We start from the raw sequence: 25,513 nt of genomic DNA, 5'->3' as shown, positions 1-25,513 counted from the left end.
TCACGCCACGCTCAAAGGACATACATCATATGAAGATTGCAAAAAAACTGCTCGCCATCCTGGCCTTCGTGCCCGCCATGGCTCTCGCCAGCGAAGGCGGCTTTCCGCTGGACAAGGCACCTGACCGCCAGACGAACATGGCAGCGCTGCAACATGGCGCCAAATTGTTCGTCAATTATTGCCTGAATTGCCACGCTGCCGTGTCGATGCGTTACAACCGCCTGCGCGACCTGGGCTTGACGGAAGACCAGATCAAGCAGAATCTGTTGTTCTCAGGTGATAAAGTAGGCGACCTGATGACAACAAGCCTGGCACCACAGGACGCCAAGGCCTTCTTTGGCGTCGTACCGCCGGATTTGTCGGTAATTTCGCGCGCGAAATCATCTTCCGCTGGCACAGGCGGCGACTACCTGTATACTTACCTGCGTACGTTCTATAAAGACGACACTCGGCCGACCGGCTGGAACAACATGGTCTTGCCGAATGTTGCCATGCCGCATGTATTATGGGAATTGCAAGGTGTCCAGACTGCCAAGTTCGTGGAAGAAAATGATCCGCACGAAGCTGGCAAGAAGATCCACAAATTTGCCGGCTTCGAGCAGGTCAAGCCAGGCACGTTGAACAAGATCGAGTATGACAATGCGGTAGCCGACCTGGTCGGTTACATGGAGTGGATGGCCGAACCGGCACAGCAAACACGCAAGCGCCTGGGCGTCTGGGTGCTGCTGTTCCTGTCGGTATTTGCTCTGCTGGCATGGCGCCTTAACGCGTCGTTCTGGAAGGAAGTCAAATAAGTGAGGCGCCGGCCATAGGCCGGTTTATGCCTGTTTCTGCGTTGTCCGCATGAGTGGACAAGCGACCTGGGGTGAGCCGTTCGCGGCTTCACCCCCTTTGTTTCTAAGGAACTATAAAAAATGATGGTTCTCTATTCGGGTACAACCTGCCCATTTTCGCAACGCTGCCGCCTGGTCCTGTTTGAAAAAGGCATGGACTTCGAAGTGCGCGACGTCGACCTGTTCAACAAACCGGAAGATATTTCGACCATGAACCCGTATGGCCAGGTGCCTATCCTGGTCGAGCGCGAACTGATCCTGTATGAATCGAACATCATCAACGAGTACATCGATGAGCGCTTCCCGCATCCGCAACTGATGCCGGCCGATCCGCTGATGCGTGCCCGCGCGCGCCTGATGCTGTTCAATTTCGAAAAAGAACTGTTCGTGCACGTGCACGTGCTGGAAAGCGAACGCGCCAAAAGCAACGACAAGGCCCACGACAAGGCACGCGCGGAAATCCGCGACCGCCTGACGACCCTGGCGCCGCTGTTCCTGAAAAACAAGTACATGCTGGGTGACGAATTCTCGATGCTCGACGTGGCTGTCGCGCCGCTGCTGTGGCGCCTGGACCACTACGGCATCGAACTGTCGAAGACGGCTGCACCGCTGATGAAATACGCCGAACGCATCTTCTCGCGCCCTGCGTACATCGAAGCGCTGACGCCTTCCGAAAAGGTCATGCGCCGTTAAGATATTCCCGGCAAGCCACGCTTGCCGGGGCATCTTGGGCCAACTGTCATTCTTTGTTCTTTTATTGAATTAGTTGTCCCATCGTTTCATTGAACTACCGGTGCGCCCGCCTCATGCTTGACGGGGGGCGCTCCCGCCTCACAGTGCCTATCATGTCTGAAATCTCAACCAAACCTTATATGCTGCGCGCCATCTACGAATGGTGCACCGACAGCGGCTACACGCCTTATCTCGCGGTCAAAGTCGATTCGCGCACCACGGTACCGATGGAATACGTGAAAAAGGGCGAAATCGTGCTCAACATCAGCTTCGGCGCCACCAGTGGCCTGAAGATGGACAACGACGCCGTCCGCTTCCACGCCCGCTTTGGTGGTGTCTCGCGCGAAATCTATGTGCCAGTCGACAACGTGATGGCCATCTACGCCAACGAAAACGGCCAGGGCATGGCCTTCGAGCCCGTGCTGGGCAACGATGATCCCGATGCGCAACCGACGGACAGCCCCGCATCCAGCGACGTGCCGCCGCCAGCGATCGCGCCGGTTTCCAGCGCCCCGACCTTGTCGTCCGTGCCGACCAGTTCCTCCGAACAACGCGACAACGCCACGCCCGGCGACGACGAGCCACCAAAAAAAGGCGGCCGCCCGACCCTGACACGCATTAAATAGCGTATAATTCGCAACGCACAGTTTTTGCCGACTTAGCTCATTTGGTAGAGCAGTTGATTTGTAATCATCAGGTGGCCAGTTCGAAACCGGCAGTCGGCACCAGAATTCAGTAGGAAATCAAAGGGTTACAGGCTTCGGCTTGTAGCCCTTTTTTCTTTTTTCCCTTCTGCAAACCACTCCCGCAACGCCTTGCTGCACCGCGCAATGACGTCCAGCGCGTTTAGGCGCACTATGGGCACTTGCTAGCGAAGAATTAACTCCGATGTCTGGCTTGCCTACCTGGGGGAACATCATGTCCGCACACACTTACAAGCTGATCGAACTGGTCGGCACATCGACCGAGAGCAGTGATCAGGCGATACGCGATGCCATCGCCAAGGCGGCGCTCACGGTCAAGCATATGGACTGGTATGAAGTGACAGAGTCACGCGGGCATATCGTCGATGGCAAGGTGGCGCACTTCCAGGTCACGCTGAAGGTCGGCTTCCGGCTCGAATAGCGCCCTGCGGTGCATTCACCGCCGCCCGGCCGCTCCCCGGCTCTCCAGCCACTCCCGGCCGCCGGCCTCCAGCGCGGCCTCAATGACCTTTTCTGGCAAGCTGTAGACGGTCGCCCAGCTGGCGCGGCCATCCTGCGTGTTGGCGGGAAAGCTGTGGGTTTCAATCGGCCAGTGGTATTTGCGTTTGAGCGCTTTGACGATGGCGGCCAGGGAGACGCGGCCTTGCAGGGGTTCGGTGCCGGACTGGTCGCGGTTCGACAGCAGCACGGCCAGGACCTGGCCGCGGCCCGTGCGTGCGCCGGGGAAGGTGGGGGTTTTGTTTGCCATGGCCTATTTTACCGGGCAATTATCGGACGAGATGCGATGTACCGCAGCTTTGATATGGCGCAAGCGCCGCTCCGGCCGCCAGGGCCTTTTCGTCACGGGGCACGGGCGCCTTTCATGCACAGCCTGAACATCCATGCCATGCAATGGCAAGCCCCTGCCGATATTTCCGCCATCGCCCCGCTGCAGGCCGTAGCCCCGGCCCGCTTTCGGACATTGCGCGACGTACTGCAGCGCGATTGCGCACGCGACCGCTTTGGCATTGCCCTGATTCACCGCCACGTCGAGATCGGCGACGACGAGGAGCTGATGGAATACACGGATGTATGGCAGCGCACCTTGACGGTAAAACCTGTCAAGAAAAGCGACATCGACTGGCAGCGCACGACGATTACCAACTGGAAATTGACGTAAGCCGGGGAAGTGGCGCGCATCGTTTGCGGTTGCGCAAGCAATTCGGCTGGCCACCTGCTTATCATTGCGGCGCCTACGGCCTGGCCGTCAACGAGTTGAACAATTTCCGCATCACCACCAGCACTGGCACGCTGTCGCTGGCCGACGCCAGCCGACATAGCAATCGGCATGCTCAAAACACGCCAGCAAAGGCGTTTTAACCGAGCCGTGCCAGTGCCTGGCGCGCCAGCTGCAATTGCTGCAGATAATAGCGGTACAACATGGCGGGGTCACTCAGGTCGCGCCCCAGTACCAGGCGCAGCTCGCTGGCAGGGCAATCGGCGGCCTGGGCCTGCACCTTGGCGCCCAGCTGGCGGGCCAGCTGGCGCGCCGCCTGCTCCTGCGCGGGCCGGTATTCGATGCGCGTGCGCGCCACCTGAAAGCTGGTTGCATTGGCCAGGCGCACCACCTGCACGGGGCCGCCGGTCAGGCTGCGCGCCAGCGCGGCGGCCATGCCCGGCACCCCGTTGCCATTCACAATTTCCAGGCGCGGCTGCGGCGCGCCGGCCGACGGCATGGGCCGCAGCGGCACCAGCGGTAGCAGGGAGCTAGCGGGCAGGCCGCGCACGCGCCGCAGCTGGGCCATGCCATCGCTCTGCGTGATCTCCACGCGCGCCATGGCGGGCACATCGTGTACCGGCGCGCTCGCGGGCACCAGCTGCGGCGGCGCCGCGCCGCGCAACAAGGCCATGTCGTACCGCAAGTCGTGTTCCTGCAAACTGGCCGCCTGGCGCCGCATGATGGCGGCGCGCTCATGCTGTCCCAGCCGTTCGAGCACCTGCGCCAGATGCCGCCAGGCCAGCGCATTGAGCGGATCGAGCAGACACGCCTGTTCCAGCGCAATCAAGGCTTGCGCATCGCGCCCGCTCAGAGAATAGGCATGCCCGAGATTACTGAACAGATAGGCATGCTGCGGCCGCGCCATGCCCATTTCCTGTATCAGCGCCTGCCACTGGGCGATGGCCGCGTCATATTCGCCACGCTGCGCGTGCAGCACGGCCAGGCCGTTGCGCGCATTCACGTGGCGCGGCGCATGGCGCAGGACTTCTTCATAGGCCGCTTGCGCGGCGGGCAGGTCGCCCCGCTCGAAATGCTGGCGCCCCGCCACATAAGCGGCATCGGCGTCAGGCCAGGGCGGTACCGGTATCTGGGCCAGTTGCGAGGTACAGGCGGCCAGGCCCAGGCATGCACAGGCGGCTGCCAGGCGGGAGAGCATCAAGCGCATGGAAACTCCTTTCAGCGGCTGGCCATGGCCGGCACGAGCACGCGATAGACTTCGATCACGGCCGGCCCCATGAGCACCAGCATCAGGGTGGGAAAGACGCAAAAAATCAGCGGGAACAGCAGTTTCAGGGCGATCTTCGCTGCTGCCTCCTCAGCCAGCAGGCTGCGCTTGCTGCGCAGGTTTTCCGAATGCACGCGCAGTGAATCGCCCATGCTGGTGCCGAAGCGCTCCGATTGGATCAGCATGGCGACGAGGGTATCGACATCGTCCACGCCGCTGCGCAGGGCCAGGTTGCGCAGCGCCTTTTCCTTGGAAAAGCCGGCGCGCATTTCCATCAGCACCAATTGCAATTCCTGCGCCAGCACCACGCTTTTGATGTGGATTTCGCCCGACACCTTCACCAGCGCGCGCTCAAGGCTCAGGCCCGCTTCCACGCACACGGTCAGCAAGTCGAGCGCATCGGGGATGTTTTCGAAGATGTCGCGCTTACGCCGCCTGGCCGTGTCGGCCAGCACCAGATTCGGCAGGTAATAGCCGATGGTGGCGCTGACGCATAGCAGCAACAGCAGCACGCTGCGCAACTGTGCCGCCATGGCGCTGGCCGCATACAGGCCCAGCACGGTGGGAAACAGCAGGGCCAGCACGGTTTTCGCCGCAAAGTACAGGGCTGGCGCGCTCGCTTGCCGCCACCCCGCGTTCATGAAGCGCGTGCGCAACGGCGAACGCTCCCAGCCCTCTTCCGGCAGCGACAGCTTGCTGAATGGCTGCGCCACGCGTGCCACCCGCTCCACCCAGCCATGGTCGGCCACCGCGTCGCTGGCCGCCGGCACCATGGCGCCAAACAGGCGCTGGCGCAAGGTGCCGGGAAAGAAGATCAGCCACGCCAGCAGGGCCAGCGCCACAACCACGACAAAGACAATCACGAGAAACAGCAGTTGCGAACCGTTCATGCCACCCCCTGTTGTTATATCCTGATACGTATCACATTGCGCATCCAGACCACGCCCAGCGCCACCATGCCGGCCGCGTACCACAGCAATTTGATGCCGGCGGGATCGGTCCACAGCAGGCGGATGTATTGCGGGTTGACCACGGCCATGACGCCTATCATCACCACCGGCATCAGTCCCAGCACCCAGGCCGACATGCGCCCCTCGGCGGACAGCACGCGCACCTGCCCCAGCAGTTTTAATCGGGCGCGGATGATGCGCGCGATGCTGATCAGCACTTCAGCCAGGTTCCCCCCCGATTCGCGCTGCACCAGCACGGCGATGACGAGGTAGCGCAAGTCCGTCAGCGGAATGCGCACCGCCAGGTTTTGCAGCGCCTCGTTCATCGGCACGCCGTAATTGATTTCTTCGTGCGCCATCTTGAATTCGCCGCTGATCGGCTCGCTCAATTCATCGCCCACCATCTGCAGCACATTCGAAAACGAGTGGCCGGCGCGCAGCGCGCGGGCCAGGAAATCGGCCGCTTCCGGCAATTGTGCCTCGATCTTTTTCAGCCGTGCCGCGCGCGCGCGCAGCACGAACAGCCACGGTCCGCTGACGGCGCCAGACAGCAGCAGCAAGGCGCCAGGCAAGGGCATGGACCAGACCGCCAGCAGCAGCAAGGCCGCCAGCAACAGGGCGCCGGTGACGCCGATGAATTGCGCCACCGACCAGGACAAGCCCGATTGCAGCAGCAGGTGGTCGAGCTGCGCCGCCTGCGGCGCGCGCCGCAGCAAACGCTCCAGGCCGGGCGCACGCGCATAGCGGCGCTGCTTGAGGATGGAGACCCGCTCCTCGCCCGCCTCGCCGCGCGCGGCCATCAGCCGCAAGCGCCGGTTGATGCGCCGTGCCGCGCTGCCATGCGTGCCCGCCCACCACAGCCAGGCGCCTTCCACCATCAGGATGCAGGCGGCGAACAGCAGCACGGCAAAGCCGTAGAACACCAGGTCCATGATGCGCCCTCCCTTATTCGTAGATGCGGTCCGGGTCGAAGACGCTGTCGGGCACCGGTGCGCCAAACATGCGCAGGCGTTCCGTGAAATGGGGTCGCACGCCGGTGGCGCAGAAGTGGCCCTGCACCTTGCCACCGACGTCCACGCCCGTCTGCTCGAAGCGGAAGATTTCATGCATGGCGATGATGTCGCCTTCCATGCCCGTCACTTCCTGCAGGCTGACCAGCTTGCGCGCGCCATCCGTCAGGCGCGACACTTGCATCACCACCGTCACGGCCGAGCAGATCTGCTGGCGCGTGGCGCGCGGCGTCAGATTCACGTTGGCCATGCCGACCATGTTTTCCAGCCGCGCCAGCGCATCGCGCGCCGTGTTTGAGTGGATGGTCGCCAGCGAACCCTCATGGCCCGTGTTCATCGCCTGCAGCATGTCGAGCGCCTCCGCGCCGCGCACCTCGCCCAGGATGATGCGGTCGGGGCGCATGCGCAGCGCGTTGCGTACCAGCGCGCGCTGGCTCACTTCGCCCTTGCCCTCGATGTTCGGCGGGCGCGTTTCCAGGCGCACCACGTGCGGCTGGCGCAGCGCCAGTTCGGCCGCATCTTCGATGGTGACGATGCGCTCGCTGCCGGGAATGAAGCCGGACAGCACGTTGAGCAGGGTCGTCTTGCCGCTGCCCGTACCGCCCGAGATCAGGATATTGACCTTGGCCTGGCCCAGCGCCTGCAGCACCTGCACCATGGGCGGCGTCAGGCTCTTGTAGTCGAGCAGGTTGGCGATGCTCAAAGGCTGCACGGCAAAGCGCCGGATCGACAATATCGGGCCATCGACGGCCAGCGGCGGAATGATGGCGTTGACCCGGGAGCCGTCCGGCAGGCGCGCATCGACCATCGGACTCGATTCATCGACGCGCCGTCCCACGCGCGAAACGATCTTTTCGATGATCTTCATCAGGTGCGCATTGTCGTGGAAGGTCACGTCCGTCAGTTGCAGTCGCCCGCCCCGCTCGACATACACCTTGTCGCAGGTATTGACCAGTATGTCGGACACGCTGGCGTCGGCCAGCAAGGGTTCGAGCGGGCCAAAGCCCAGCATCTCGTGCTGTATGTCGAGCACCAGGCTATGCCGCTCATGCTGATTCAGCACGATGCGCTCTTCCTCGATCACGCGCTGCACCAGCAGCGCCAGCTCGTGCTTGAACTGCTCCGCCGTCAGGCGCTTTAACCGTTCCAGGTCGATACGGTCGAGTATCGTCTGGTGCATGCTCTTCTTCAGTTCCTGGTAGGCGTGCAACGCCAGCGCCCCTTGCCCGTTGCTGGCGGGGCGCACCGTTTCATTCGCCGCCAGGCGTTCGCGTAAAGTCATCTCGGCTCCCATGATGGCCCCCGGCGGGAGCCTTGACATATCTCCGTGTCCTAGGCCTCGCTGCGGCTGAACAAACGGTCGAACAGGCCGCGGCTTTCCGTCACGCGGCGCGCCGTCACCAGCTCTACCAGCTCGGCCAGGCTGCGCGCGACGGCGCTGGCGCGCGACAGTTGCAGCAGCGGGATGCCCTGGTTGACGGAATCCGTGGCGGCGATGTAATCGTTGGGCACCGTATGCACCACTTCCGCGCCCAGCGCCTGCTCCAGGTCCACCAGGCGCAGGCGCCCGCCCTTTTCATAGCGGTTGACGATCAGGCGCAAGCGCTCGCCCGGATAGCCGAGCGAGCGGAAGATATCGAGCAGTCGGCGTCCGTCGCGGATGTCGGGCAAGGCCAGTTGCAGCACCGGATAAATGGCGTCGGCGTTGTCGAGCGCGCGCAGCGACAGCGCATCGATCTGGCGCCCCACGTCGAGCACGATGTAATCGTAATGCTGGCGCGCCACGGCCAGGATGCGGTCCATGTGCTCGGGCTGCATGTCGACTTTGTGCGCGGGATCGTCGGCCGCCGCCAGCACGCCGAAGTTCGGCGTCACGTGCACCAGGCACGAGGCAAGAAAGGCGCCATCCATGCGCGCGATCTGGGCGCAGATATCGGACAGCGTCATGGCCGGTTTCTGGTCCGACACGTACAAAGTGGCGTCGCCGAACTGGCCGTGCAGATCGATCAGCAGCACCTTGCAGCCGGCCAGGCTGGCCAGCGCGTAGGAAAAATTCGTCGACAAAAAGGTGGCGCCGCTGCCACCCTTGCACGAGATGAAGGCCAGCACCTTGCCGTCGCGCATCTGCGTCACGCCGGCCTGGATGTCGACCCTGTCCATCGCCTCGTGAAAGGCCTTGTGCACCAGTGGCAGCTGCAGCACCTCGCGCATGCCGGCGCGCATGGCGCGGATCAGCACATCCTGCTGCTGGCCACGCGTGAGCAGCATCAGCACGGCCAGCGGATACTGGCGCGCCAGGCGCTCGAGCAGATCGGCTTCCTCGGCGTCGATGCCGCTGGCGTCGACGATCACCAGCTCGGGCGCTTCGGGCAGCATGCGCTCGACGGCGTCGCGCAGGCCGCTGCGCCGCTCCAGCAGACGCAGCACCGGCATGCGGGCCGCGCCTTGCGCGGCGATTTCATCGTGCAAGCTGGCGTCACGGCTAATCATCAAGGCTTTCATCGCACTTCCTCGCTTCTTTCAGATGAATACAGTCGGCTGCCACCGTCTGGCAGCGCTCAGGGACAGAAATTCGGGTTGTCCGGATAGCCCAGGGCCCCGGCCACCGCCATGGTGGTCCCGCTGGGCAAACGCACGGCCCCAGCGCCGGAGGGCAACATCATCCCCAGCAGGGGCAGGACGGGCCGGTACGGCACCCTCTCGCAGCGCGCGCCATCGCCGGGCACGCACAGGCGCGCGCGCACGAAGCGGATGCAGCTGGGGCCATGCGGATCGTCCAGGCAATTGATGCGGTTACGTTGCGGACAGCCTGGCATCTCCGTCACCGGCACTGCCGCCAGCGCGGCGCCGCCACTGCTCTCCGACAAATAATCGATGTGCACATACGCATCGCTGATGCCGCCACCCAGCGGCAGCGCGCCCGGCGTGGTGCGCAGCACGGCTTGCGTGCGCACGGCCTGCAGCGCGCCGGCATTGCTGAAATCGGTGACGGCGGCAGCGCGCGCCGCGCGCCGGGTGATCTCGTGCACCATGTTCCACACGTACACGGCGCGCGCCACTTCCAGCATCGCAAACAGGAAGAGGAAGAACAGCAGCGCCAGCATGGCGAATTCGACGGCGAAGACGCCGCCCTGGCGCTGCCGGCAGGAGCGCAGCTTAATTGACATAACGCAATGTCGCATTGGCACGCAACGGTATCGGCGCCAGCTGCGGCAGCCACTTGCGCGTCAGCTCAGGCAGGAAATCGACCGGCATGTCCACGGTCACCTTGATGCGTACCTGCAGCGGCGCCGTCGGGTAGCTACCGCAGCTAAAGGACTCGTCGACATACACGCAGTCCACGCTGACCCGGGCGGCCTCCATGTGCGGCCAGCTTTCCGCCATCGCATCGACCACCATCTGACGGGAAAACGCGACTCCCTGGGTTGCCGTGCCGATGCTGCCCATCTGCGGCAGCGGCATGGTCGCCATGTAGCGAGCCGCGTCATGCACGCTTTTTTGCAAGGCCGTGTACACCAGCAGCGCGCGGCCGAACAGCAGCACGAAGGGCAGCAGTCCCATGAAAAACAGCAGGATCAGCGCCAGCTCAATGGCAGCGACACCGCCTTGGCGACGTGGCGCGCGGCGGAGCGGCTTCATTGCAGCAGCTCCGCCGGGCCGATCAGCGATCCCTCGTTCGCCAGGCCGGCAAATTCGGCGCTCAGCACGCCATTGCTGGCCGGCGCCGTCATGAAGAAGCGGCCGATACCGCGCACCTGGGCCAGCACGTCACTGCCGGCCGGCAAGGGGCAAGCCAGCAGCGCAATGTGCAGCAAACGCCGCTGCGCCACACCCGTGTTGCCGGCCGGCGCCGTCTGGTAAGCCAGTGTCAGGTAGGGTGACCTGTCGATGGGGTAGCCGGACTTGGCAGCCGGGGCGGCCGGGGCAGCGGGATACAGCTTGGGCCAGTCGCTGGTGGCAAACGGCAAGTAGCCGCCGGCCGGCTTCGGGTTGCTGTACCTGGCCGCCCTGGAAAACGACCACAGCGGCCCGTAACTGCCGATGGCGGGCGGCGTCGCGTTCGATTCCGGCTCGGCTACCGACAGCAGCGGGTTGCCGATGCTCAGCGCGCTGGGCGCATCGGGCGTATTCGTCATCCACCAGTTCGCCGCCGTATTCGGATACGCGCGGATGTTCGTGTCGGGCGGCGCCGTGACAGGATGGCAGCCGCTGCCCGCATGCTGGTTGAAGCGCGCATTGAAGGCCGGCCACAACGCGGCGGGAAAGGGCCGGTGCACATGTACCCGGGCGTTCCCGATGCGCGGATACAGCACGCTGCCGCCGCAGACAAACGGCAACACGCTCAATTCGCTGACCTGCAACGACGGTCCCACCACGCCCGGCCGGCCCAGCGGATTGAGCACGAAATGTTCGGCCGTCGGGCCATGCGGATTAAGCTTCAACAGGTTATACGCCACACCGCGGCGAAAGCCATATTCCAGCAGCTCGACGGCCGGCAGCAGGGCCGCATTCGTGCGCGCGCTGGCGGCACTGCCCGACAGGGCGCAGATGGCCAGCGGCGTCAGGTGCAGGCTGGTCCGCCCCGCCACGGCGCGCGCCCCCGTGTCCAAGGTGCGCAGCGCCGGCGACCAGGCGCCCAGGAACGCCGTCGCTACCCGCCCCAGCGACGGCTCATTGGCCTGCGTATCGACGCGCACGAACAGCGCCGTGGCAGGATCGGGCACGGCGCCCGCCGCATGCCACTCGCTGGCGGGCGCGTCGGGCGTGCTGGCGAAACGAATGCTGGCATCCGACAGGATCGCGCCCTCCATGCGGCGCCGCCATACGCTCCTGTCAGCCGCACTGTGCTTGGCTTTCGTCACGGCCGCAGCCAGACCCTCTGGCGTGCCCACCAGTTCGGCCGCCGCCGCCATCGCCGCGTTGTCGGCCAGGTTCTGCAGTTCCGTCTTGCGGCCGATGACCTGCCCCACATCGAGCGCCAGGCCGATAAAGCCCAGCACCACAATGAGCAGGATGGAAAAGGCGAGCAGCATCGCCCCGCGCTGGCGCTGGCGTCTATTTGCCATTGCCGCCTCCCAGCATGAATTGCACCGGCTGCGGCGCCTGGCCGTTCGCTTCGGCAAACGAGGCGCGGTAGCGCTGCATGACGGCGTGCGCGCTGGGGCCATCAAGGCCATCGGCCGGCGTGCGATTGCCGGCGCTGGCGGGATCGCGCACCTGCTGCGCCATGGCCAGGCGCACGGCGTCGCCGAAGCGCCGGTCCAGCTGCGGCGTGCTGCCGTGCGCGCAGGCGACCAGCTGCAGTGCCGGCAGCAGCGACGCCAGGCGCCGCAGCGACATCAAAAGCGAGTTCGGCATGGCATGTCTCCCCATCTCATTTCAACTCGAAACCGTTGGCTGCGCGCAGTGCCGGCACAGGCGGCGGCAAGGACGGCGGCGCCAGCGTCCCTTCCATCTTGCCGCCCAACATCAAGTCCGTGCGCGAAGGGGGCGCCAGCTGCGCCGTCGGCAGTACGGCATCGGCCGGCAAGGGTTTCACCAGGTGCGCGGTAATGACGAACAGCAATTCCGTGCGGTCATGCTGGAAATCCGTGCTGCGAAACAGCGCACCGAGGATAGGCACTTCGCTGAGCCAGGGCACGCCCGTGATGTTGCTCACCTGGTTGTTCTTGATCAAACCGCCGATGGCGTAGCTCTGGCCGTCGTACAGCTGCACCGTGGTCGAGGCGCGCCGCGTGGTGATGACGGGCAGGATCGAGCGCCCGCTGACGCCGGCGGCGGAAATGCCCACTCCTTCGCGCGACAGTTCCGACACTTCCGGCGCCACCTTCAGATTGATGCGCCCGCCCGACAGCACGGTGGGAGTAAAACGCAGGCCGACGCCATACTCGCGCTCTTCCAGGGTAATCTTGTTGTTGTCCTGGCCGACGGGAATGAAAATCTTGCCGCCGGCCAGAAAACTGCCCTCTTGCCCGCTGATCGCCATCACCGTCGGCTCGGCCAGGATGCGCACCAGGCCATTCTGTTTCTGCGCCTCGATGGTCAGCTGCTGGCCATTCGATTTGCGCACGTCGAGCAAGCCGTTGGCCGTGCCGCTCAAGAAATTTGACAGCAAAGTGGTGGCCCAGCTGCCGGAAGCGAAGCGCAAGGTGGCGCCCACTTCCAGGCGCTCCAGCAGCGACTTCGACACTTCGGCGATCTGCACGGCCAGCATCACTTGCTGCGGCGCGCTGACGTCGAGCATATTGATGACGCGGCTGTTCGCGCCGCCAGCGGGCGCCGTGGCCGCCACAGGCACGGCAGCGCCATCGGCGGGCTTGGGCAGCGTCAAGGGAGCAGTGGCGCGGCGCACATAGGCGTGCGCCAGCTCGACGGCGCGCAGCACGGCGCCCGCATCCTGCACCGTGCCCGACAGCACCAGGGTATCGGCCACGGCCGCCACGCGGATGGCTTTTTCTTCCGGCATGAGTGCCGCCAGCGTCGATTGCAAGCCGGACGGATCCATGCTGACGCTGACGTTCACCACGCTGCACACGCCGCTGCGTCCCTGGATGATCATATTCGTGCTGCCAACGTCGACACCCACCACATACAACGTGTCGGGCGCCACCAGCATGGCTTGCAGCACGGCCGGATTGCCGACGCTGCGGGCCAGCACTGCCTCTGGCAGGCGCAGCATGCTCGACTTGCCCACCTGTAGCTGCAGGTTGCCGGGTGTAGCCGCTTCCCCGCCGCAGCGCAGCCCAGGATCGGCCGCCGCACCGGCAAGCGGCGACAGCAGGCAGCACAGTGTCAGCAGGGCGCGGTTCATGAGCGTGTCCATGGTTGGCTAAAAACATTCGCGCGACTGGCGCGTCCCGTCGATGACGCCGCTGCACTGGCGCGGCGGCGGCAGCAGCGCCTTCGCCACGCGCACAGGGCGCGGCGCCATGGCAAGCAAGGGTGCGGCGGCAGGCGCGGGCTCGGCTTCGTACGGGCCTCCCAGCAGAGTCAGCTTGGTGGCGCCCGCCGTCACGCCCGGCTGCGGGTCGACCTGATTGCGCAGCACCAGCGACAGGCTGCCCACGCTGCGCGCCAGGTCCAGGTTTTCCGCCTGTTCCGGCGTCACTTCCAGGGTCACCGCATTGACCACACGCGGCTTGGTCTCGTCGCGCCCCACTTCCTGCGCCACGGCCAGCACCAGGATGCGTTCGAGGACGATCTTGGAAATATTGTGGCTTTGCGGAAAGGCCCGGTCGCCGGCATCCTGCTGTGTGCTCACGATGATGTCGACATAGTTGCCCGGCAAGGCGAAGCCGGCCACGCCGATCACGTCGTTGACGCGCACGGTGATGGCGCGCCGCCCTTCCGTGATCAGCGCCGACAGGCCGCCCAGGGTGCCCACGGGTGCCAGCTTGACTTCGCTCAGCGGTTCGCCGCGCAACACGCTGGTTTTCAGCACCCGTCCCGCCAGTTTTGCCGGGTCTTGCAGCGCGCCCTGCGGCAAACTTTCCGCAGGCCACTCGGCCAGGCGCAGCATCTCGGGCGTCAGACGCTGGCCCAGGTTGACATCGCTGGCGGCCACGACGATCTTGCCCTTGCCGGCCGGCGTCTGGCGCAGCAGCCAGTGCGAGGCCAGCAGCACGGCCAGCAGGCCCAGCACCACAGCCAGACCCATCATCAAGAGGGCGCGCCGGTTTTTCATGCGATACGCTCGCACAGGCTGGCGGCCGGCATGTCGCAGCTGGCAAACAGGCTGCTCCAGGCCTGTTCCAGGGCGGCCACCGTCAGGCGCGCTTCGCAGCCGGCAAAGTCGCCTATGCGCGCCAGCAATTCACCAGGATAGCTGGCCAGCAAGGGCCGTCCCTGCGCGCCATGCAGCTGCAGCAGGTGGTTCAGGGCCCGCTCGTCGATGGCCATGCCGGCCAGGCGGCATCGCTGGCGGAACAGGGCGCGATAGGCGCTCTCGGCCAGCGGCCCCACCTGCACCTTGTAGCCGATGCGGCGCAGCAAGGCGGCGTCAAACAGCTCTCCCGGCGGCACATTCGTGGCCAGCACCAGGGCGTTGTCGAAGGGCATGCTGATCTGCACGCCGCCGGGCAGGCCCAGCTGATCGCTGCCCCGTGCCAGCGGCTGCATCAGCCACCTCAGCAGCTCTTGCGCGCCCAGGCGCTGGCGGCCCAGGTCGTCGATGATCAGCATGCCGTTGTTGGCCCGCACATGGGGCGGCGCCTGGTAGCAGCCGCCGCTGGCGTCATGGCGCAGCGCCAGCATGCCGGCGTCGAGCTCGGCGCCCACGTGGATCACGGGACGCTGGCACAGCACCCAGCGGATGTCGGTGCTGCGCCGCTCCAGCGCCTGGCGCGCATGGCTGGCCTGCTGTGGCGCGGGCGGCAGGTGCTGCGCCGGATCGTATAGCTCGATGATGTCCTGGCCGACAACAATGGCGTACGGCACGGCCACCAGCCCGTGCAGCAATTGTCCCAGCTGCAGCGCCAGGGTCGACTTGCCGCTGCCGGGCGGACCGTACAGCAGCAGCGAGCGCCCCGAATGCAGGGCCGCACCCACCACGTCGAGCATGCCCGGCCCCGCATGGGCGCTGCCCAGCACGGCCGCCAGGTCATCGCTGCCGACGCGCTGTTCCTGCGCCAGCCACGACTGGCGCGCCACCATGGCGCGGTACGCTTCCAGGGTGACGGGGGCGGCGCCGATATATGCGCAGCGCTCAAGGAAGGCGCTGGCGCGCTGCTTGCCGGCACCCGTCAACTGGTATTGCACGTCGATCTCGGATTCGCCGCGCCAGGCCACTTCGGCCATCTGCTCGGCCACCATGAAATCGAGCACTTCCCGCAAGACATTGATCGACAGGCGCAAGCGCGTCGTCATTGCGGACAGGTGCGTCTTGCCGCTCACAAACATCAGCTTGGCAATCAGTTCAACCACCAGCGGCCGCTCCAGGCCCGTTTCGCGCAAACTCTTCGGCTGCGGCGGCAAGGGCGGCATCAGGTTCGCGTCGGTGGGGCGCGGCGCACGCTCGCCGCTCATGGAATAGTCGACCTCGGTCATCCTGTGCCTCCAAGCCGGTTAAGACTGCATTGAACAGAATTCATTCTAGCCAGCGGGGACCGTCGCCCATTGATTCAGAGCAATGAATGACAATCAGAAATAATGGCGCCCCTGCACCACCAGGCAGCCCAGGGCAATGGCCAGTCCGTAAGGCATGTTGCCCACGCTGGCGCCGCTATCCAGCGCTGCAGGCGCCAGGGGAATGCCGGCCATGCGCGCGATTACCGGCCACAGCAGCTGGCGCAGATTGCCCAGGCAAACGCGCCACTTGCCCTGGTAGGTAATCATCAGCACGGCCATCAGGCCGCCCAGCACAAAGGTGGCGAAACAGATCAGCAGCACGGGCCACGGACCGGCAAAAGCACCCACCATGGCGATCAGCTTGACGTCGCCGGCGGCCATGCCGCGATGCACGTATAAAGGCAGGAACAGGAAGAAGCCCGTCGCCATGCCGCCCAGCCACAACGACGGCACGTTTTGCGGCCACAGCCACAGGTGCAAGGCCAGCGCGGCGAGGATGCCCGATAGCACCAAACCATTGGGTATCTTGCGGCGGATCAGATCACTGACGGCGGCCCCCGTCACAAAACACAACAACAGCAGGTCGCACAAGGCGGCTGCAGGCATGGCACACCTCCTGAAAAAAACCCGCCACCGGCCGGCCAGCGGCGGGCACCCGCTTAGGGCGTCAACACCAGGTTCGACGAAATGTCGGTGAGGACGGCCAGCAGGTTGGTCTTGATCAGCAAGAAACCGGCCGTGATGGCGGTAGCCATCACGGCCGCAATCAAGCCGTATTCGATTGCCGTAATGCCATCCTCATCCTTGATAAACTGCTGTACTGCCGACAGGAAGGTATGCATGACTAGCTCCCAAAAGTGAATCACAAGTCCCTGGCGCAAGCGGGTGTGAAACATTGCCCATTCCTGCTAATATGTTTCCTGCCGTAAATTTCTGCGCCATTGCATTGACTATAAAGCGTCCACGATTTGGCAAATTGACGCGCCACAAGTTTCCATATGGAAATTATCAAAGCTTGTTGAAATGATGGCTGGCGCAAACAAATGTTGCGATCAGGATTGAAAGCCTTCATCAAGGCAAATTTTTTGCAACGTAGTGCGTGAATCTCATGTATTTACATGAAATATTGCATACGTTAATTGCCTATTAGGCAAAAAGACTTTATCCTGCTTAGTTCTTCTTTGGAAAGGCCTCTCGCCCTGCGGTAAAGAGCGTCATGCCACCAAATAATTCTTGGCTTCTTGTAGACGGACGCGAACATGCTCTTGCTTGATGCAATGCTGGTATGACGACACTTGTGTGACTACTTTCCAGAGAACGACAATGGATTCCCTACTGAAACACATGGTGGACATGACCGGGCACCGCGACCACACGATGCTCGACATCTCCGTGATCTCGGCGGTTCAGGAACTCGCTTCCGCGTCGCAGACCCGTGTGCTGGCACTGACCACCGTGCGTGGCCAGGTGTTCGTGCGGTCGCGGGCCATCATCGTGGCCGGCAGCGTGGCCCGCATGGAAGACAATCCCGACCCGTCGCTGCCGGGCGAACCGCTGTCGGACTATCCGGCGCTGGCCGCCTGCATCGCGCGCCATGAAGCGAGCGCCGATACCCTGTGCGCCGATGGCCGGCACCTGCTGTGGCTACCCATCTGGATCGGCGACCAGGTCACCACCTGCCTGGAAATCACCAACCCCACGCCCTACACGGGCGCCACCATCCAGGTGATTGGCGGCATCGTCAGCGTGTACCGTAATTTCCAGAACCTGCTCGACTACAGCGAACGCGATTCGCTCACCGGCTTGTTAAATCGCAAGACCTTCGACGACCAGCTGGCGAAAATCCTGCAAAGCCGCGGCGAACCGGAAGCGGAGAAGCCGCGTCCCGTCGATGAAGAACGGCGCCACCATACGGACACGGAACGGCAATGGCTGGCCGTGATCGACGTCGATCATTTCAAACTGGTCAACGATAAGTTCGGCCACCTGTATGGCGATGAAGTGCTGATCCTGATCGCCAACCAGCTGCAATCGTCGTTCCGCTCGCAAGACCGCATCTTCCGCTTCGGCGGCGAGGAATTCGTCGTGCTGCTGCGCTCGATCACCCTGGAAAATGCGCAGAGAATCATCGACCGCTTCCGCACCAATGTCGAAGCACACGACTTCCCGCAAGTGGGCAGAGTCACCGTCAGCGTGGGTTTCGTCAGCATCAACGCCTACGAGGCGCCCGTCATCATCCTCGGCCGCGCCGACCAGGCCCTGTACTACGCGAAAAGCCATGGCCGCAACCTGGCTTGCCACTATGACGAGCTGGTCGCCAAGGGTTTGCTCACTACTATTGCCTCGAACGATACGGCGGAGTTTTTCTAGGCATCCGCCAGGGAAAGAAAGCGCATGGGATCGACTTGCCACTTGGCAGCCGACTCATGGCCGACGATCTTGTCGCCGCCGCCGAAGCCTAAACCGCGCGACAGGTCGACTGTCTCGGGCTTGATGTAGGCATTGCTCTTCGTACTGAAAAACACATTCACTTTCGGCGCCAGCAGGTTGCTCTCGTGCGCCTCGATGACGACGGCCAGGCGGCCCGATTCCAGCATCACCATCGTGCCAACCGGATAGATGCCCACGCAGCGCATGAAATCCTGCGCAAACACGGGGTTGAAGTGGAATTTGCTCCATTCATAGATCTTGCGCAAGGCTTCGGCGGCGGCGATGCCCTTGTGATAGCTGCGGTCGGACGTCAGCGCGTCATACACGTCGACGATGGCAGCCATCTGCGCCAGCTCGCTGATGGCGTCACCGGCCAGCTGGTCCGGGTAGCCGCTGCCGTCGCGCCGCTCATGGTGGTGCAAGGCGATGTCGAGGGGAATGGCGCCCAGCTCGGGCGAACGGCACAGGATGTCGTAGCCATCGCGAGGATGGCGCTTGATCAGGGCAAATTCTTCCGGCGTCAGGGGGCCGGGTTTGTTCAGCACGCTGTCGGGCACCATCGCCTTGCCCGTGTCATGCAGCAAGCCGCCCAGGCCGGCCTGGTGCGTGGTGGCCCCATCAATGCCCCGCGAGCGGCAGAACGCCACCAGCAGCGCGCACACGCTGACGGAATGCAAGAAGGTGTAATCGTCCTTGCTCTTGATGCGCAACAAGCCAACGAGGGCGCCGGGATTGCGCAGGATCGATTCGGTAATATCTTGCACCGTGTGCTGCACGCGGTCGATCTCGACGGCCTTGCCCAGGCGCACATCGGCCATCACCGTGCGCACCAGGCTAGCCGCCTGCCGCCGCACTTGCGTGGCGCGCGCCAGTTCCATGCCCAGCGACACGCGCGTGACGACCTGCGGCGGGGTGGCTATCTGCACCAGTTCGCGTTCCGTCTCGGCCCGCGCCTGCGCCACGGTAGGCGCATCCTGCACGTCGAGGCCCTTGCCGCTGTCGATCACCACGTCGTGGATGCCGGCTTGCACGATCTTGCGGATTTCATCGTCGCTGCGCAACAGGAAACGGTTGCGCACGAATGGATGCGTCATCCAGTCGCAGCTGAGGTCGTGGATGTACATGCCCACTTTTAATTGAGACGAATCAACTTTCTTGAGCATGCTGTCATCCCACAAATACACGTCTGGAGCACCGAAGGCGCTAGAATGAGTATAACAAAATTGTTATTCTGCTGGCCGCGTTCGGCGCTGCGGGGCAACACCCTGTATTTTCCGATCACCGCACCGCGTCTGGGACCCATGGAACTGCGCCAATTACGCTACTTTGTTGCCATCGTCGACCACGGTTCCCTGTCGCGCGCAGCCCTGATCCTGCATGTGGCGCAGCCGGCCCTGACGCAGCAGCTGCGCCAGCTGGAAGAGGAATTGGGGGTGCAGCTGCTACACCGCTCGGCCCAGGGCGTGCTCAGCACGGACGCTGGCAAGGTATTTTACGAACACGCGCAGGCGATCCTGAAACAGGTGGCCGACGCCCGCTCGGCCGTCACGCAAAGCGCCGCGCGGCCATCCGGCAATGTCACCCTCGGCTTGCCGCACAGCATCTCCGGCGCGCTAGCCCTGCCCTTGCTGCTGGCCGCGCGCGAACGCTACCCCGAAATCACCCTGCAGCTGACGGAAGAAATCACGGGGAACCTGAACGAACAATTGAAATCGGGCCGCATCAACCTGGCCGTGCTGTTCGACGATGGCCAGCTCACGCCGTTTGCCTGCAGCCCGCTGGTGGAAGAAGAGATGCGTTTTATCTGCCGCAGCGATTCGCCATTCGCCCCGCCGGGCCTGGCGCTGTCGTTCCCGCAGGCATTGAGCGCCACCCTGATCCTGCCGGGCCTGCAGCATGGCGTGCGTCCGCGCATCGATAGCCGCGCCCGCGAACTGGGCCTGGAGACGGCAAACGTGATCGAGATCAACTCGATCGCCATCCTGAAATCGGCCATCCTGGCCGGCATGGGCGCCACCATTCTGCCGGCCGCGCCCCTGCTGGCCGAACTGGACAGCGGCGCCATGCGCAGCTACGCCATCCACAGCCCCGTGCTGTCGCGCACGGTGGCCCTGTGCGCGTCGAAGAACATTCCCCTGACAAATGCAGGCAACGCCGTCAAAAACCTCGTGCTGCAAGTGGCCGCCGAGCTGTGCGGCAGCGGACGCTGGGTGGGGGCGCACGTGCTCTCGCCCATGGCATAAGTATTTCTTATACCCCCATCGTCAAAGCGTATTTGCCCACGCTCCTGACTCGTTCTACACTGACCACATTAACTATTTTAAATTTAAAATAGTTAGGTGCCGCCCACACGCGGCCATCCCGTCTGCACAGTGCGCGCCTTACCGGGCACGCCCCTTGTACAGCCGCTATCTGAAACACCCTTTTGGAGACAGCCATGTCCGTGACCACGGAAAACGGCCCCGCAGCGTTCGCTAGAAACGCCGGTGCCGCGCCATCTACGCCCCCCGACACTTCCCGTTTGACCACCGTCAGCCTCGACGACAAATACACCGCCACTTCCGGCGCCATCTTCCTGTCCGGCATCCAGGCCCTCGTGCGCCTGCCCATGATGCAGCGCCTGCGCGACCAGGCTGCCGGATTGAATACGGCCGGCTTCATTTCCGGCTACCGCGGTTCGCCCCTGGGCGGCCTGGACGAAAACCTGTGGAAAGCCAAGAAGCAGCTGGAAGCGCACCACGTGCAATTCGTGCCTGGCGTCAACGAAGACTTGGCCGCCACGGCCGTCTGGGGTTCGCAGCAGGTGGACCTGATCGGCCCGGCCAAGTACGACGGCGTGTTCGCCATGTGGTATGGCAAGGGCCCGGGCGTGGACCGCTGCGGCGATGTCTTCAAGCACATGAACCATGCTGGCACGGCGAAACTGGGCGGCGTGCTGCTGGTGGCCGGCGACGACCATGGCGCGTATTCCTCAACCCTGCCGCACCAGTCCGACCATCTGTTCTCGGCCTCGATGATCCCCGTCTTGTATCCATGCAATGTGCAGGAATACCTGGATCTGGGCATCCACGGCTGGGCCATGTCGCGCTTTTCCGGCTGCACGGTGGCCTTCAAGGCCCTGGCCGACACGGTCGAATCGTCGGCCTCCATCGATGCCGACCCGTTCCGCGTGGAAGTCAAGATTCCGCAGGATTTCGTCATGCCCGAAGGCGGCCTGAACGCGCGCCTTTCGAGCATTCCGCTGGGCCAGCAGGCGCGCAACCAGGAAGCGCTGATGCAGGACTACAAGATCTATGCGGCCCTCGCCTACGCGCGCGAAAACAAGCTCAACCACACCACCATCGACAGCCCGAACGCCAAGCTGGGCATCATCGCTTCCGGCAAGTCCTACCTGGATGTATTGGAGGCGCTGGAAGAGCTGGGCATCGACGAGCAGATGGCGGCCGACGTCGGCATGCGCCTGTTCAAGGTGGCCATGCCGTGGCCGCTGGAGCCGGACAGCGTACGTGAGTTTGCGCAAGGTCTCGATGAAATCCTCGTGGTCGAAGAGAAGCGGCAAATCGTCGAATACCAGCTCAAGGAACAGCTGTACAACTGGCGCGACGACGTGCGTCCGCGTGTCATCGGCAAGTTCGACGAAAAAGGCGAATGGGTGGCGCCGCGCGGCGAATGGCTGCTGACTTCCAAGGCGGATTTTTCCGTCTCGCAAGTGGCACGTGTCATCGCCAGCCGCATTGCGCGCCTGATTTCCGACCCTGTCACCTGCGACCTGATCAAGGCACGCCTGAGTTTCCTCGACGCCAAGGATGCGGTCCTGAAAAAGGCCGTGAACACGCCGTTCCGCCCCGCGTTCTACTGCTCCGGCTGTCCGCACAACACCTCGACCAAGGTGCCGGAGGGCAGCCTGGCGCTGGCCGGCATCGGCTGCCACGTGATGGCCACGTCGATCTACCCGGAAATGAACAAGCTGACCACGCACATGGGCGGCGAAGGCGCGCCGTGGATCGGCCAAGCCGCGTTTTCCACACTGCCGCACGTGTTCCAGAACCTGGGCGACGGCACGTATTTCCATTCCGGCTACCTGGCCATCCGCGCCGCGCAGGCCGCCAAGGTGAATATCACCTACAAGATTCTCTACAACGACGCCGTCGCCATGACGGGCGGCCAGCCCGTGGACGGCTTGATCACCGTGCCCATGATGGCGCAGCAAGTGGCGGCCGAAGGCATCGCCCGCATCGCTCTGGTCACGGAAGATTTGTCGCGCTACAGCGACCGCAGCAACCTGCCCGCCCACGTGACCTTGCACGACCGCAAGGACATGGATGCCGTGCAGCGCGAATTGCGCGAGGTGCAAGGCGTGTCCGTGCTGATCTACGACCAGACCTGCGCGGCCGAAAAACGCCGGCGCCGGAAGAAAGGTGAGTATCCGGACATTGCCAAACGCATGGTCATCAACGACGCCGTCTGCGAAGGCTGCGGCGACTGCGGCGTGCAGTCGAACTGCGTGTCGATCCTGCCGAAAGAGACGGAATTTGGCCGCAAGCGCACCATCGACCAATCCTCATGCAACAAGGATTACTCGTGCGCCAAGGGCTTTTGTCCCAGCTTCGTCACCGTCGAGGGCGGCACCCTGAAAAAGACAAAAACAGGCGCCGGCAAGCCAGGCGAGACGGACAACTTCGGCCCGCTGCCGGAACCCGTCCTGCCAGCCTGCGACGCGCCGTATAACATCCTCATCAATGGCATCGGCGGCACGGGCGTCATCACCGTGGGCGCGCTGATGGGCATGGCGGCCCATTTGGAAGGCAAGGGCGCCTCCGTGCTGGACATGACGGGCATGTCGCAAAAGAACGGTTCCGTCACTTCGCACGTGAAAATCGCCAAGTCCCCGGCGCATATCCGCGCCCAGCGCATCGCCACGGGCGAAGCGGATCTGATTTTAGGCTGCGACATGCTGACGGCCGGCGCGCAGGATGCCGTGTCGAAAATGCGCCCGGGCCGCAGCCTGGCCGTGGTCAACCTGCACGAGCAGCCGCCAGGCACGTTTGCGCAAAATGCCGACTGGCAATATCCAACGGCGGAAGTGCGCCAGCTGATCGAGGAATCCGTCGGCGGCGCGGACGCGGCCGACTTCATCGACGCCACCAAACTGGCTACCGCGCTGATGGGTGACTCGATCGCCGCCAACCTGTTCATGCTCGGCTACGCCTGGCAAAAAGGCCGCATTCCCTTGACCGAAGCGGCGCTGCTGCGCGCCATCGAACTGAACGGCGTGGGCATCGAATCGAACAAGAAAAGTTTCCTGTGGGGCCGCCGCGCCGCCGTCGACGTGCGCCGTGTCACGCAGATCGCCACGCCGTCGCAAGCGATCATCGTGCAAATGCCGCAAAGCCTCGATAGCGTCATCAAGAAGCGCGTGGAGTTCCTCACCGCCTACCAGAACGCCGCGTATGCGGACGGTTATCTGACCTTGGTCAAACAGGTGCGCGACCGCGAGAATACCCTGGGACTGGGCCAGAAGCTGTCGACTGCCGTGGCGAAGAACTACTTCAAATTGCTGGCCTACAAGGACGAGTACGAAGTGGCGCGCCTGTACACGGATGGCCGTTTCGTGGAACAGCTGCAGCAGCAATTCGAGGGAAATTTCTCCGTGAAATTCAACCTGGCGCCGCCGCTGTTCGCCAAGAAAGATGCGAAAGGTCACCTCGTGAAAGCGGAATTCGGTTCCTGGATGTGGCGCGCCTTCAAGCTGCTGGCGAAAGCCAAAGGTCTGCGGGGCGGCACCTTCGACCTCTTCGGCTATACGGCTGAACGCAAGATGGAGCGCGCCCTGATCGTCGAGTACCGCGAACTGCTGGCCGGCCTGCTGGTGAACCTGACAGCGGAAAATCTCGGCACCTGCGTGGAACTGGCATCGCTGCCGGAGAAAATCCGCGGCTTCGGCCACGTCAAGGAAGCCGCCGTCGCGACCTACCGCAAGGACAAGGCACGATTGCTGGCTGTGCTGGCCGATGGATCGAAACACGCGGCCTAGCTGACCGGTAGGGCAATGAAAAACGCAGAGCCTCGGCTCTGCGTTTTTTTCATTCGGGGCAACGCCCCACGGTCGCCCCCGGCAACAGCACCGGTTGCCAGATTTCCTGCAGCCGCTCCGGCGGCGTGCCGGCCAGCATGGATTGCAGCATTTCGACCATCTTGGCGCCGGCGCGGCGCAGGTCGGGCTGGTCGATGGTGGTGACGTTGATGCCGATCAAGGTGTCTTCCACATTGCCCCAGACGATAACGGAGATTTCCTTGCCAATCTCGATGCCCGCATCCATCAGCGCGCGCACCACGCCCACGCCGGACAAATGGTTGTCGACGATGACGGCCGTGGGACGGGGCGAGCAAGCCAGCAATTGCTGCATGGCCTGGTAGCCGCTGCGGCGGTCGAAGGTATTGTCGAGCAGATAGCGGGAATCGAGCTGCAAACCCGCCTGCGCCATGCAGCGGATAAAGCTTTCCTTGCGCTCGTAAGCGAAATGCAAATCCAGCGGCGCACTCAACAAGGCGATGCGCTGGTGGCCGTGTGCGGCCAGGAAGGACACGGCCAAGTCGATGCCCGTATCATTGTCGTAGTCAAAGTACGCGTATGGCGCATCGATGCGCGTGCGGCCATTCGCAACAAAGGGAAAGCCCACCTTCGTCAAATACGCGATGCGCTCATCGACCACCTTGGTGCGGCCCACCACCAGGCCATCGACCTGGCGTCCGCGCACCATGGTTTCATATGAAGGCTGTTCATTCTGCGGCGACACGGGGGCGATGATGAGACTCATCTTCGATGCTTCCACGGCGTCCGACATGCCATTCACCACGGAAAGAAAGACGCTATCGCCCAGGTCGCTGGGCAGCAGGGGATAAATCATGCCCAGCACATTGGTACGGCCGACGGCCAGGCTGCGCGCCAGCGGGTTGGGCCGGTAGCCGACTTTCTTGGCGGCGGCCAGGACAATTTCACGGGTGCGGGAATTGACTTCCGGATAGCCGTTCAACGCCCTGCTGACTGTCGTTTTCGACATGCCGAGGGCAATTGCGAGGCTCTTGAGATTCATGTGTTAACTACCTGTCTGTATGGCAAAAAAAACCAACTCTGACCGTCAATTATAGCCCAGAGCGCCAAGCAGGCCGCGCATTACCGTGCGCCGCAATGGTGAAAAAACAACAACATATTGACACTCTAGAAAGTGGCTTTTGAAGACAAGCATTTTTGCCGCGTCCTCAGCGTGGCATCGGCGATGGCATACAAACAATAGCTTCAAGCGA

At 63.5% G+C, this 25,513-nt stretch carries 26 protein-coding genes and 1 tRNA gene; 10 read left to right on the top strand and 17 right to left on the bottom strand.

The features are described from left to right. The first annotated feature begins 29 nt into the window (after nucleotides 1-29). From CLU92_RS21190 to CLU92_RS21170, 5 genes are all read left to right on the top strand, one after another. The gene (locus CLU92_RS21190; protein WP_101483497.1) at nucleotides 30-794 is read left to right on the top strand and encodes a cytochrome c1; all 765 of its coding nucleotides are present in this window, start codon (nucleotides 30-32) and stop codon (nucleotides 792-794) included. Between the two features lie 120 nt (nucleotides 795-914). Next, entirely contained in the window at nucleotides 915-1,526 is a 612-nt protein-coding gene (locus CLU92_RS21185; RefSeq protein WP_010394154.1) for a glutathione S-transferase N-terminal domain-containing protein, read from the top strand. 152 nt (nucleotides 1,527-1,678) lie between these two features. Further along, complete coding sequence (locus tag CLU92_RS21180; protein WP_101483496.1) at nucleotides 1,679-2,191, top strand: ClpXP protease specificity-enhancing factor; 513 nt, start codon at nucleotides 1,679-1,681, stop codon at nucleotides 2,189-2,191. Between the two features lie 26 nt (nucleotides 2,192-2,217). After that, nucleotides 2,218-2,293, top strand: a tRNA-Thr gene (locus tag CLU92_RS21175). Between the two features lie 190 nt (nucleotides 2,294-2,483). Then, nucleotides 2,484-2,690, top strand: coding sequence for a dodecin (locus CLU92_RS21170; protein WP_034753599.1), 207 nt, complete (start codon nucleotides 2,484-2,486; stop codon nucleotides 2,688-2,690). Between the two features lie 15 nt (nucleotides 2,691-2,705). Here the strand turns inward: CLU92_RS21170 and CLU92_RS21165 are convergent, their stop codons facing one another. Continuing rightward, nucleotides 2,706-3,017, bottom strand: a complete 312-nt coding sequence (locus tag CLU92_RS21165; RefSeq protein ID WP_101483495.1) for a hypothetical protein — start codon at nucleotides 3,015-3,017, stop codon at nucleotides 2,706-2,708. 114 nt (nucleotides 3,018-3,131) lie between these two features. On the opposite strand from CLU92_RS21165, the gene CLU92_RS21160 reads away from it, so the two are divergent. Then, complete coding sequence (locus CLU92_RS21160) at nucleotides 3,132-3,428, top strand: hypothetical protein (RefSeq protein ID WP_101483494.1); 297 nt, start codon at nucleotides 3,132-3,134, stop codon at nucleotides 3,426-3,428. Between the two features lie 23 nt (nucleotides 3,429-3,451). Next, on the top strand, nucleotides 3,452-3,628 hold the full coding sequence (locus tag CLU92_RS27870; protein WP_180338556.1) for a hypothetical protein: 177 nt from the start codon (nucleotides 3,452-3,454) through the stop codon (nucleotides 3,626-3,628). On the opposite strand, the gene CLU92_RS21155 is transcribed toward CLU92_RS27870, so the two are convergent. The 14 genes from CLU92_RS21155 to CLU92_RS21095 form a co-directional block, all read right to left on the bottom strand. Beyond that, nucleotides 3,625-4,692, bottom strand: a complete 1,068-nt coding sequence (locus CLU92_RS21155) for a LytR C-terminal domain-containing protein (protein WP_101483493.1) — start codon at nucleotides 4,690-4,692, stop codon at nucleotides 3,625-3,627. The genes CLU92_RS27870 and CLU92_RS21155 overlap by 4 nt on opposite strands. 11 nt (nucleotides 4,693-4,703) lie before the next feature. Next, on the bottom strand, nucleotides 4,704-5,642 hold the full coding sequence (locus CLU92_RS21150) for a type II secretion system F family protein (RefSeq protein ID WP_101483492.1): 939 nt from the start codon (nucleotides 5,640-5,642) through the stop codon (nucleotides 4,704-4,706). Between the two features lie 14 nt (nucleotides 5,643-5,656). Beyond that, nucleotides 5,657-6,634: a type II secretion system F family protein gene (locus CLU92_RS21145; protein ID WP_101483491.1), complete on the bottom strand. Its 978-nt coding sequence runs from the start codon at nucleotides 6,632-6,634 to the stop codon at nucleotides 5,657-5,659. Nucleotides 6,635-6,647: 13 nt separating this feature from the next. Beyond that, a complete protein-coding gene (locus CLU92_RS21140) occupies nucleotides 6,648-7,994 on the bottom strand; it encodes a CpaF family protein (protein ID WP_101484810.1) in 1,347 nt (448 codons plus the stop codon). 50 nt (nucleotides 7,995-8,044) lie between these two features. After that, a complete protein-coding gene (locus CLU92_RS21135) occupies nucleotides 8,045-9,214 on the bottom strand; it encodes an AAA family ATPase (RefSeq protein WP_101483490.1) in 1,170 nt (389 codons plus the stop codon). 56 nt (nucleotides 9,215-9,270) lie between these two features. Then, a complete protein-coding gene (locus CLU92_RS21130) occupies nucleotides 9,271-9,879 on the bottom strand; it encodes a TadE/TadG family type IV pilus assembly protein (protein WP_180338555.1) in 609 nt (202 codons plus the stop codon). Beyond that, nucleotides 9,869-10,351, bottom strand: coding sequence for a TadE/TadG family type IV pilus assembly protein (locus tag CLU92_RS21125; RefSeq protein WP_101483488.1), 483 nt, complete (start codon nucleotides 10,349-10,351; stop codon nucleotides 9,869-9,871). The genes CLU92_RS21130 and CLU92_RS21125 overlap by 11 nt, the downstream gene beginning before the upstream one ends. Next, nucleotides 10,348-11,778, bottom strand: a complete 1,431-nt coding sequence (locus CLU92_RS21120) for a pilus assembly protein TadG-related protein (protein WP_180338554.1) — start codon at nucleotides 11,776-11,778, stop codon at nucleotides 10,348-10,350. Before CLU92_RS21120 ends, CLU92_RS21125 begins: the two co-directional genes overlap by 4 nt. After that, the gene (locus CLU92_RS27865; protein WP_180338553.1) at nucleotides 11,768-12,070 is read right to left on the bottom strand and encodes a hypothetical protein; all 303 of its coding nucleotides are present in this window, start codon (nucleotides 12,068-12,070) and stop codon (nucleotides 11,768-11,770) included. The genes CLU92_RS21120 and CLU92_RS27865 overlap by 11 nt, the downstream gene beginning before the upstream one ends. 16 nt (nucleotides 12,071-12,086) lie before the next feature. Continuing rightward, on the bottom strand, nucleotides 12,087-13,523 hold the full coding sequence (locus CLU92_RS21115) for a type II and III secretion system protein family protein (RefSeq protein WP_101483486.1): 1,437 nt from the start codon (nucleotides 13,521-13,523) through the stop codon (nucleotides 12,087-12,089). 18 nt (nucleotides 13,524-13,541) lie between these two features. After that, complete coding sequence (gene cpaB, locus CLU92_RS21110) at nucleotides 13,542-14,396, bottom strand: Flp pilus assembly protein CpaB (RefSeq protein WP_101483485.1); 855 nt, start codon at nucleotides 14,394-14,396, stop codon at nucleotides 13,542-13,544. Next, nucleotides 14,393-15,757: an ATP-binding protein gene (locus tag CLU92_RS21105; protein WP_101483484.1), complete on the bottom strand. Its 1,365-nt coding sequence runs from the start codon at nucleotides 15,755-15,757 to the stop codon at nucleotides 14,393-14,395. Before CLU92_RS21105 ends, cpaB begins: the two co-directional genes overlap by 4 nt. A gap of 93 nt (nucleotides 15,758-15,850) precedes the next feature. After that, on the bottom strand, nucleotides 15,851-16,384 hold the full coding sequence (locus CLU92_RS21100) for a prepilin peptidase (RefSeq protein WP_101483483.1): 534 nt from the start codon (nucleotides 16,382-16,384) through the stop codon (nucleotides 15,851-15,853). 53 nt (nucleotides 16,385-16,437) lie between these two features. Further along, complete coding sequence (locus tag CLU92_RS21095; RefSeq protein WP_101484809.1) at nucleotides 16,438-16,620, bottom strand: Flp family type IVb pilin; 183 nt, start codon at nucleotides 16,618-16,620, stop codon at nucleotides 16,438-16,440. 481 nt (nucleotides 16,621-17,101) lie between these two features. On the opposite strand from CLU92_RS21095, the gene CLU92_RS21090 reads away from it, so the two are divergent. Continuing rightward, nucleotides 17,102-18,148 carry a GGDEF domain-containing protein gene (locus tag CLU92_RS21090; RefSeq protein ID WP_101483482.1) on the top strand — a complete coding sequence of 349 codons (1,047 nt, stop codon included), beginning with the start codon at nucleotides 17,102-17,104 and terminating at the stop codon, nucleotides 18,146-18,148. On the opposite strand, the gene CLU92_RS21085 is transcribed toward CLU92_RS21090, so the two are convergent. Then, entirely contained in the window at nucleotides 18,145-19,371 is a 1,227-nt protein-coding gene (locus CLU92_RS21085; RefSeq protein ID WP_101483481.1) for an HD-GYP domain-containing protein, read from the bottom strand. The two genes, CLU92_RS21090 and CLU92_RS21085, sit on opposite strands and share 4 nt — an antisense overlap. 138 nt (nucleotides 19,372-19,509) lie before the next feature. Here CLU92_RS21085 and CLU92_RS21080 point away from each other — a divergent pair, with 138 nt between their 5' ends. Then, a complete protein-coding gene (locus CLU92_RS21080) occupies nucleotides 19,510-20,451 on the top strand; it encodes a LysR substrate-binding domain-containing protein (RefSeq protein ID WP_101484808.1) in 942 nt (313 codons plus the stop codon). A gap of 194 nt (nucleotides 20,452-20,645) precedes the next feature. Beyond that, nucleotides 20,646-24,242, top strand: coding sequence for an indolepyruvate ferredoxin oxidoreductase family protein (locus CLU92_RS21075; RefSeq protein WP_101483480.1), 3,597 nt, complete (start codon nucleotides 20,646-20,648; stop codon nucleotides 24,240-24,242). Nucleotides 24,243-24,291: 49 nt separating this feature from the next. Here the strand turns inward: CLU92_RS21075 and CLU92_RS21070 are convergent, their stop codons facing one another. Continuing rightward, complete coding sequence (locus CLU92_RS21070) at nucleotides 24,292-25,302, bottom strand: substrate-binding domain-containing protein (RefSeq protein WP_101483479.1); 1,011 nt, start codon at nucleotides 25,300-25,302, stop codon at nucleotides 24,292-24,294. Between the last annotated feature and the right edge of the window lie 211 nt (nucleotides 25,303-25,513).

The sequence above is a fragment of the Janthinobacterium sp. 61 genome (assembly GCF_002846335.1).
Classification (GTDB): domain Bacteria; phylum Pseudomonadota; class Gammaproteobacteria; order Burkholderiales; family Burkholderiaceae_D; genus Janthinobacterium.
Note: the sequence above shows the minus strand (reverse complement) of the source record. Positions and strands in the feature narration are given on the sequence as shown.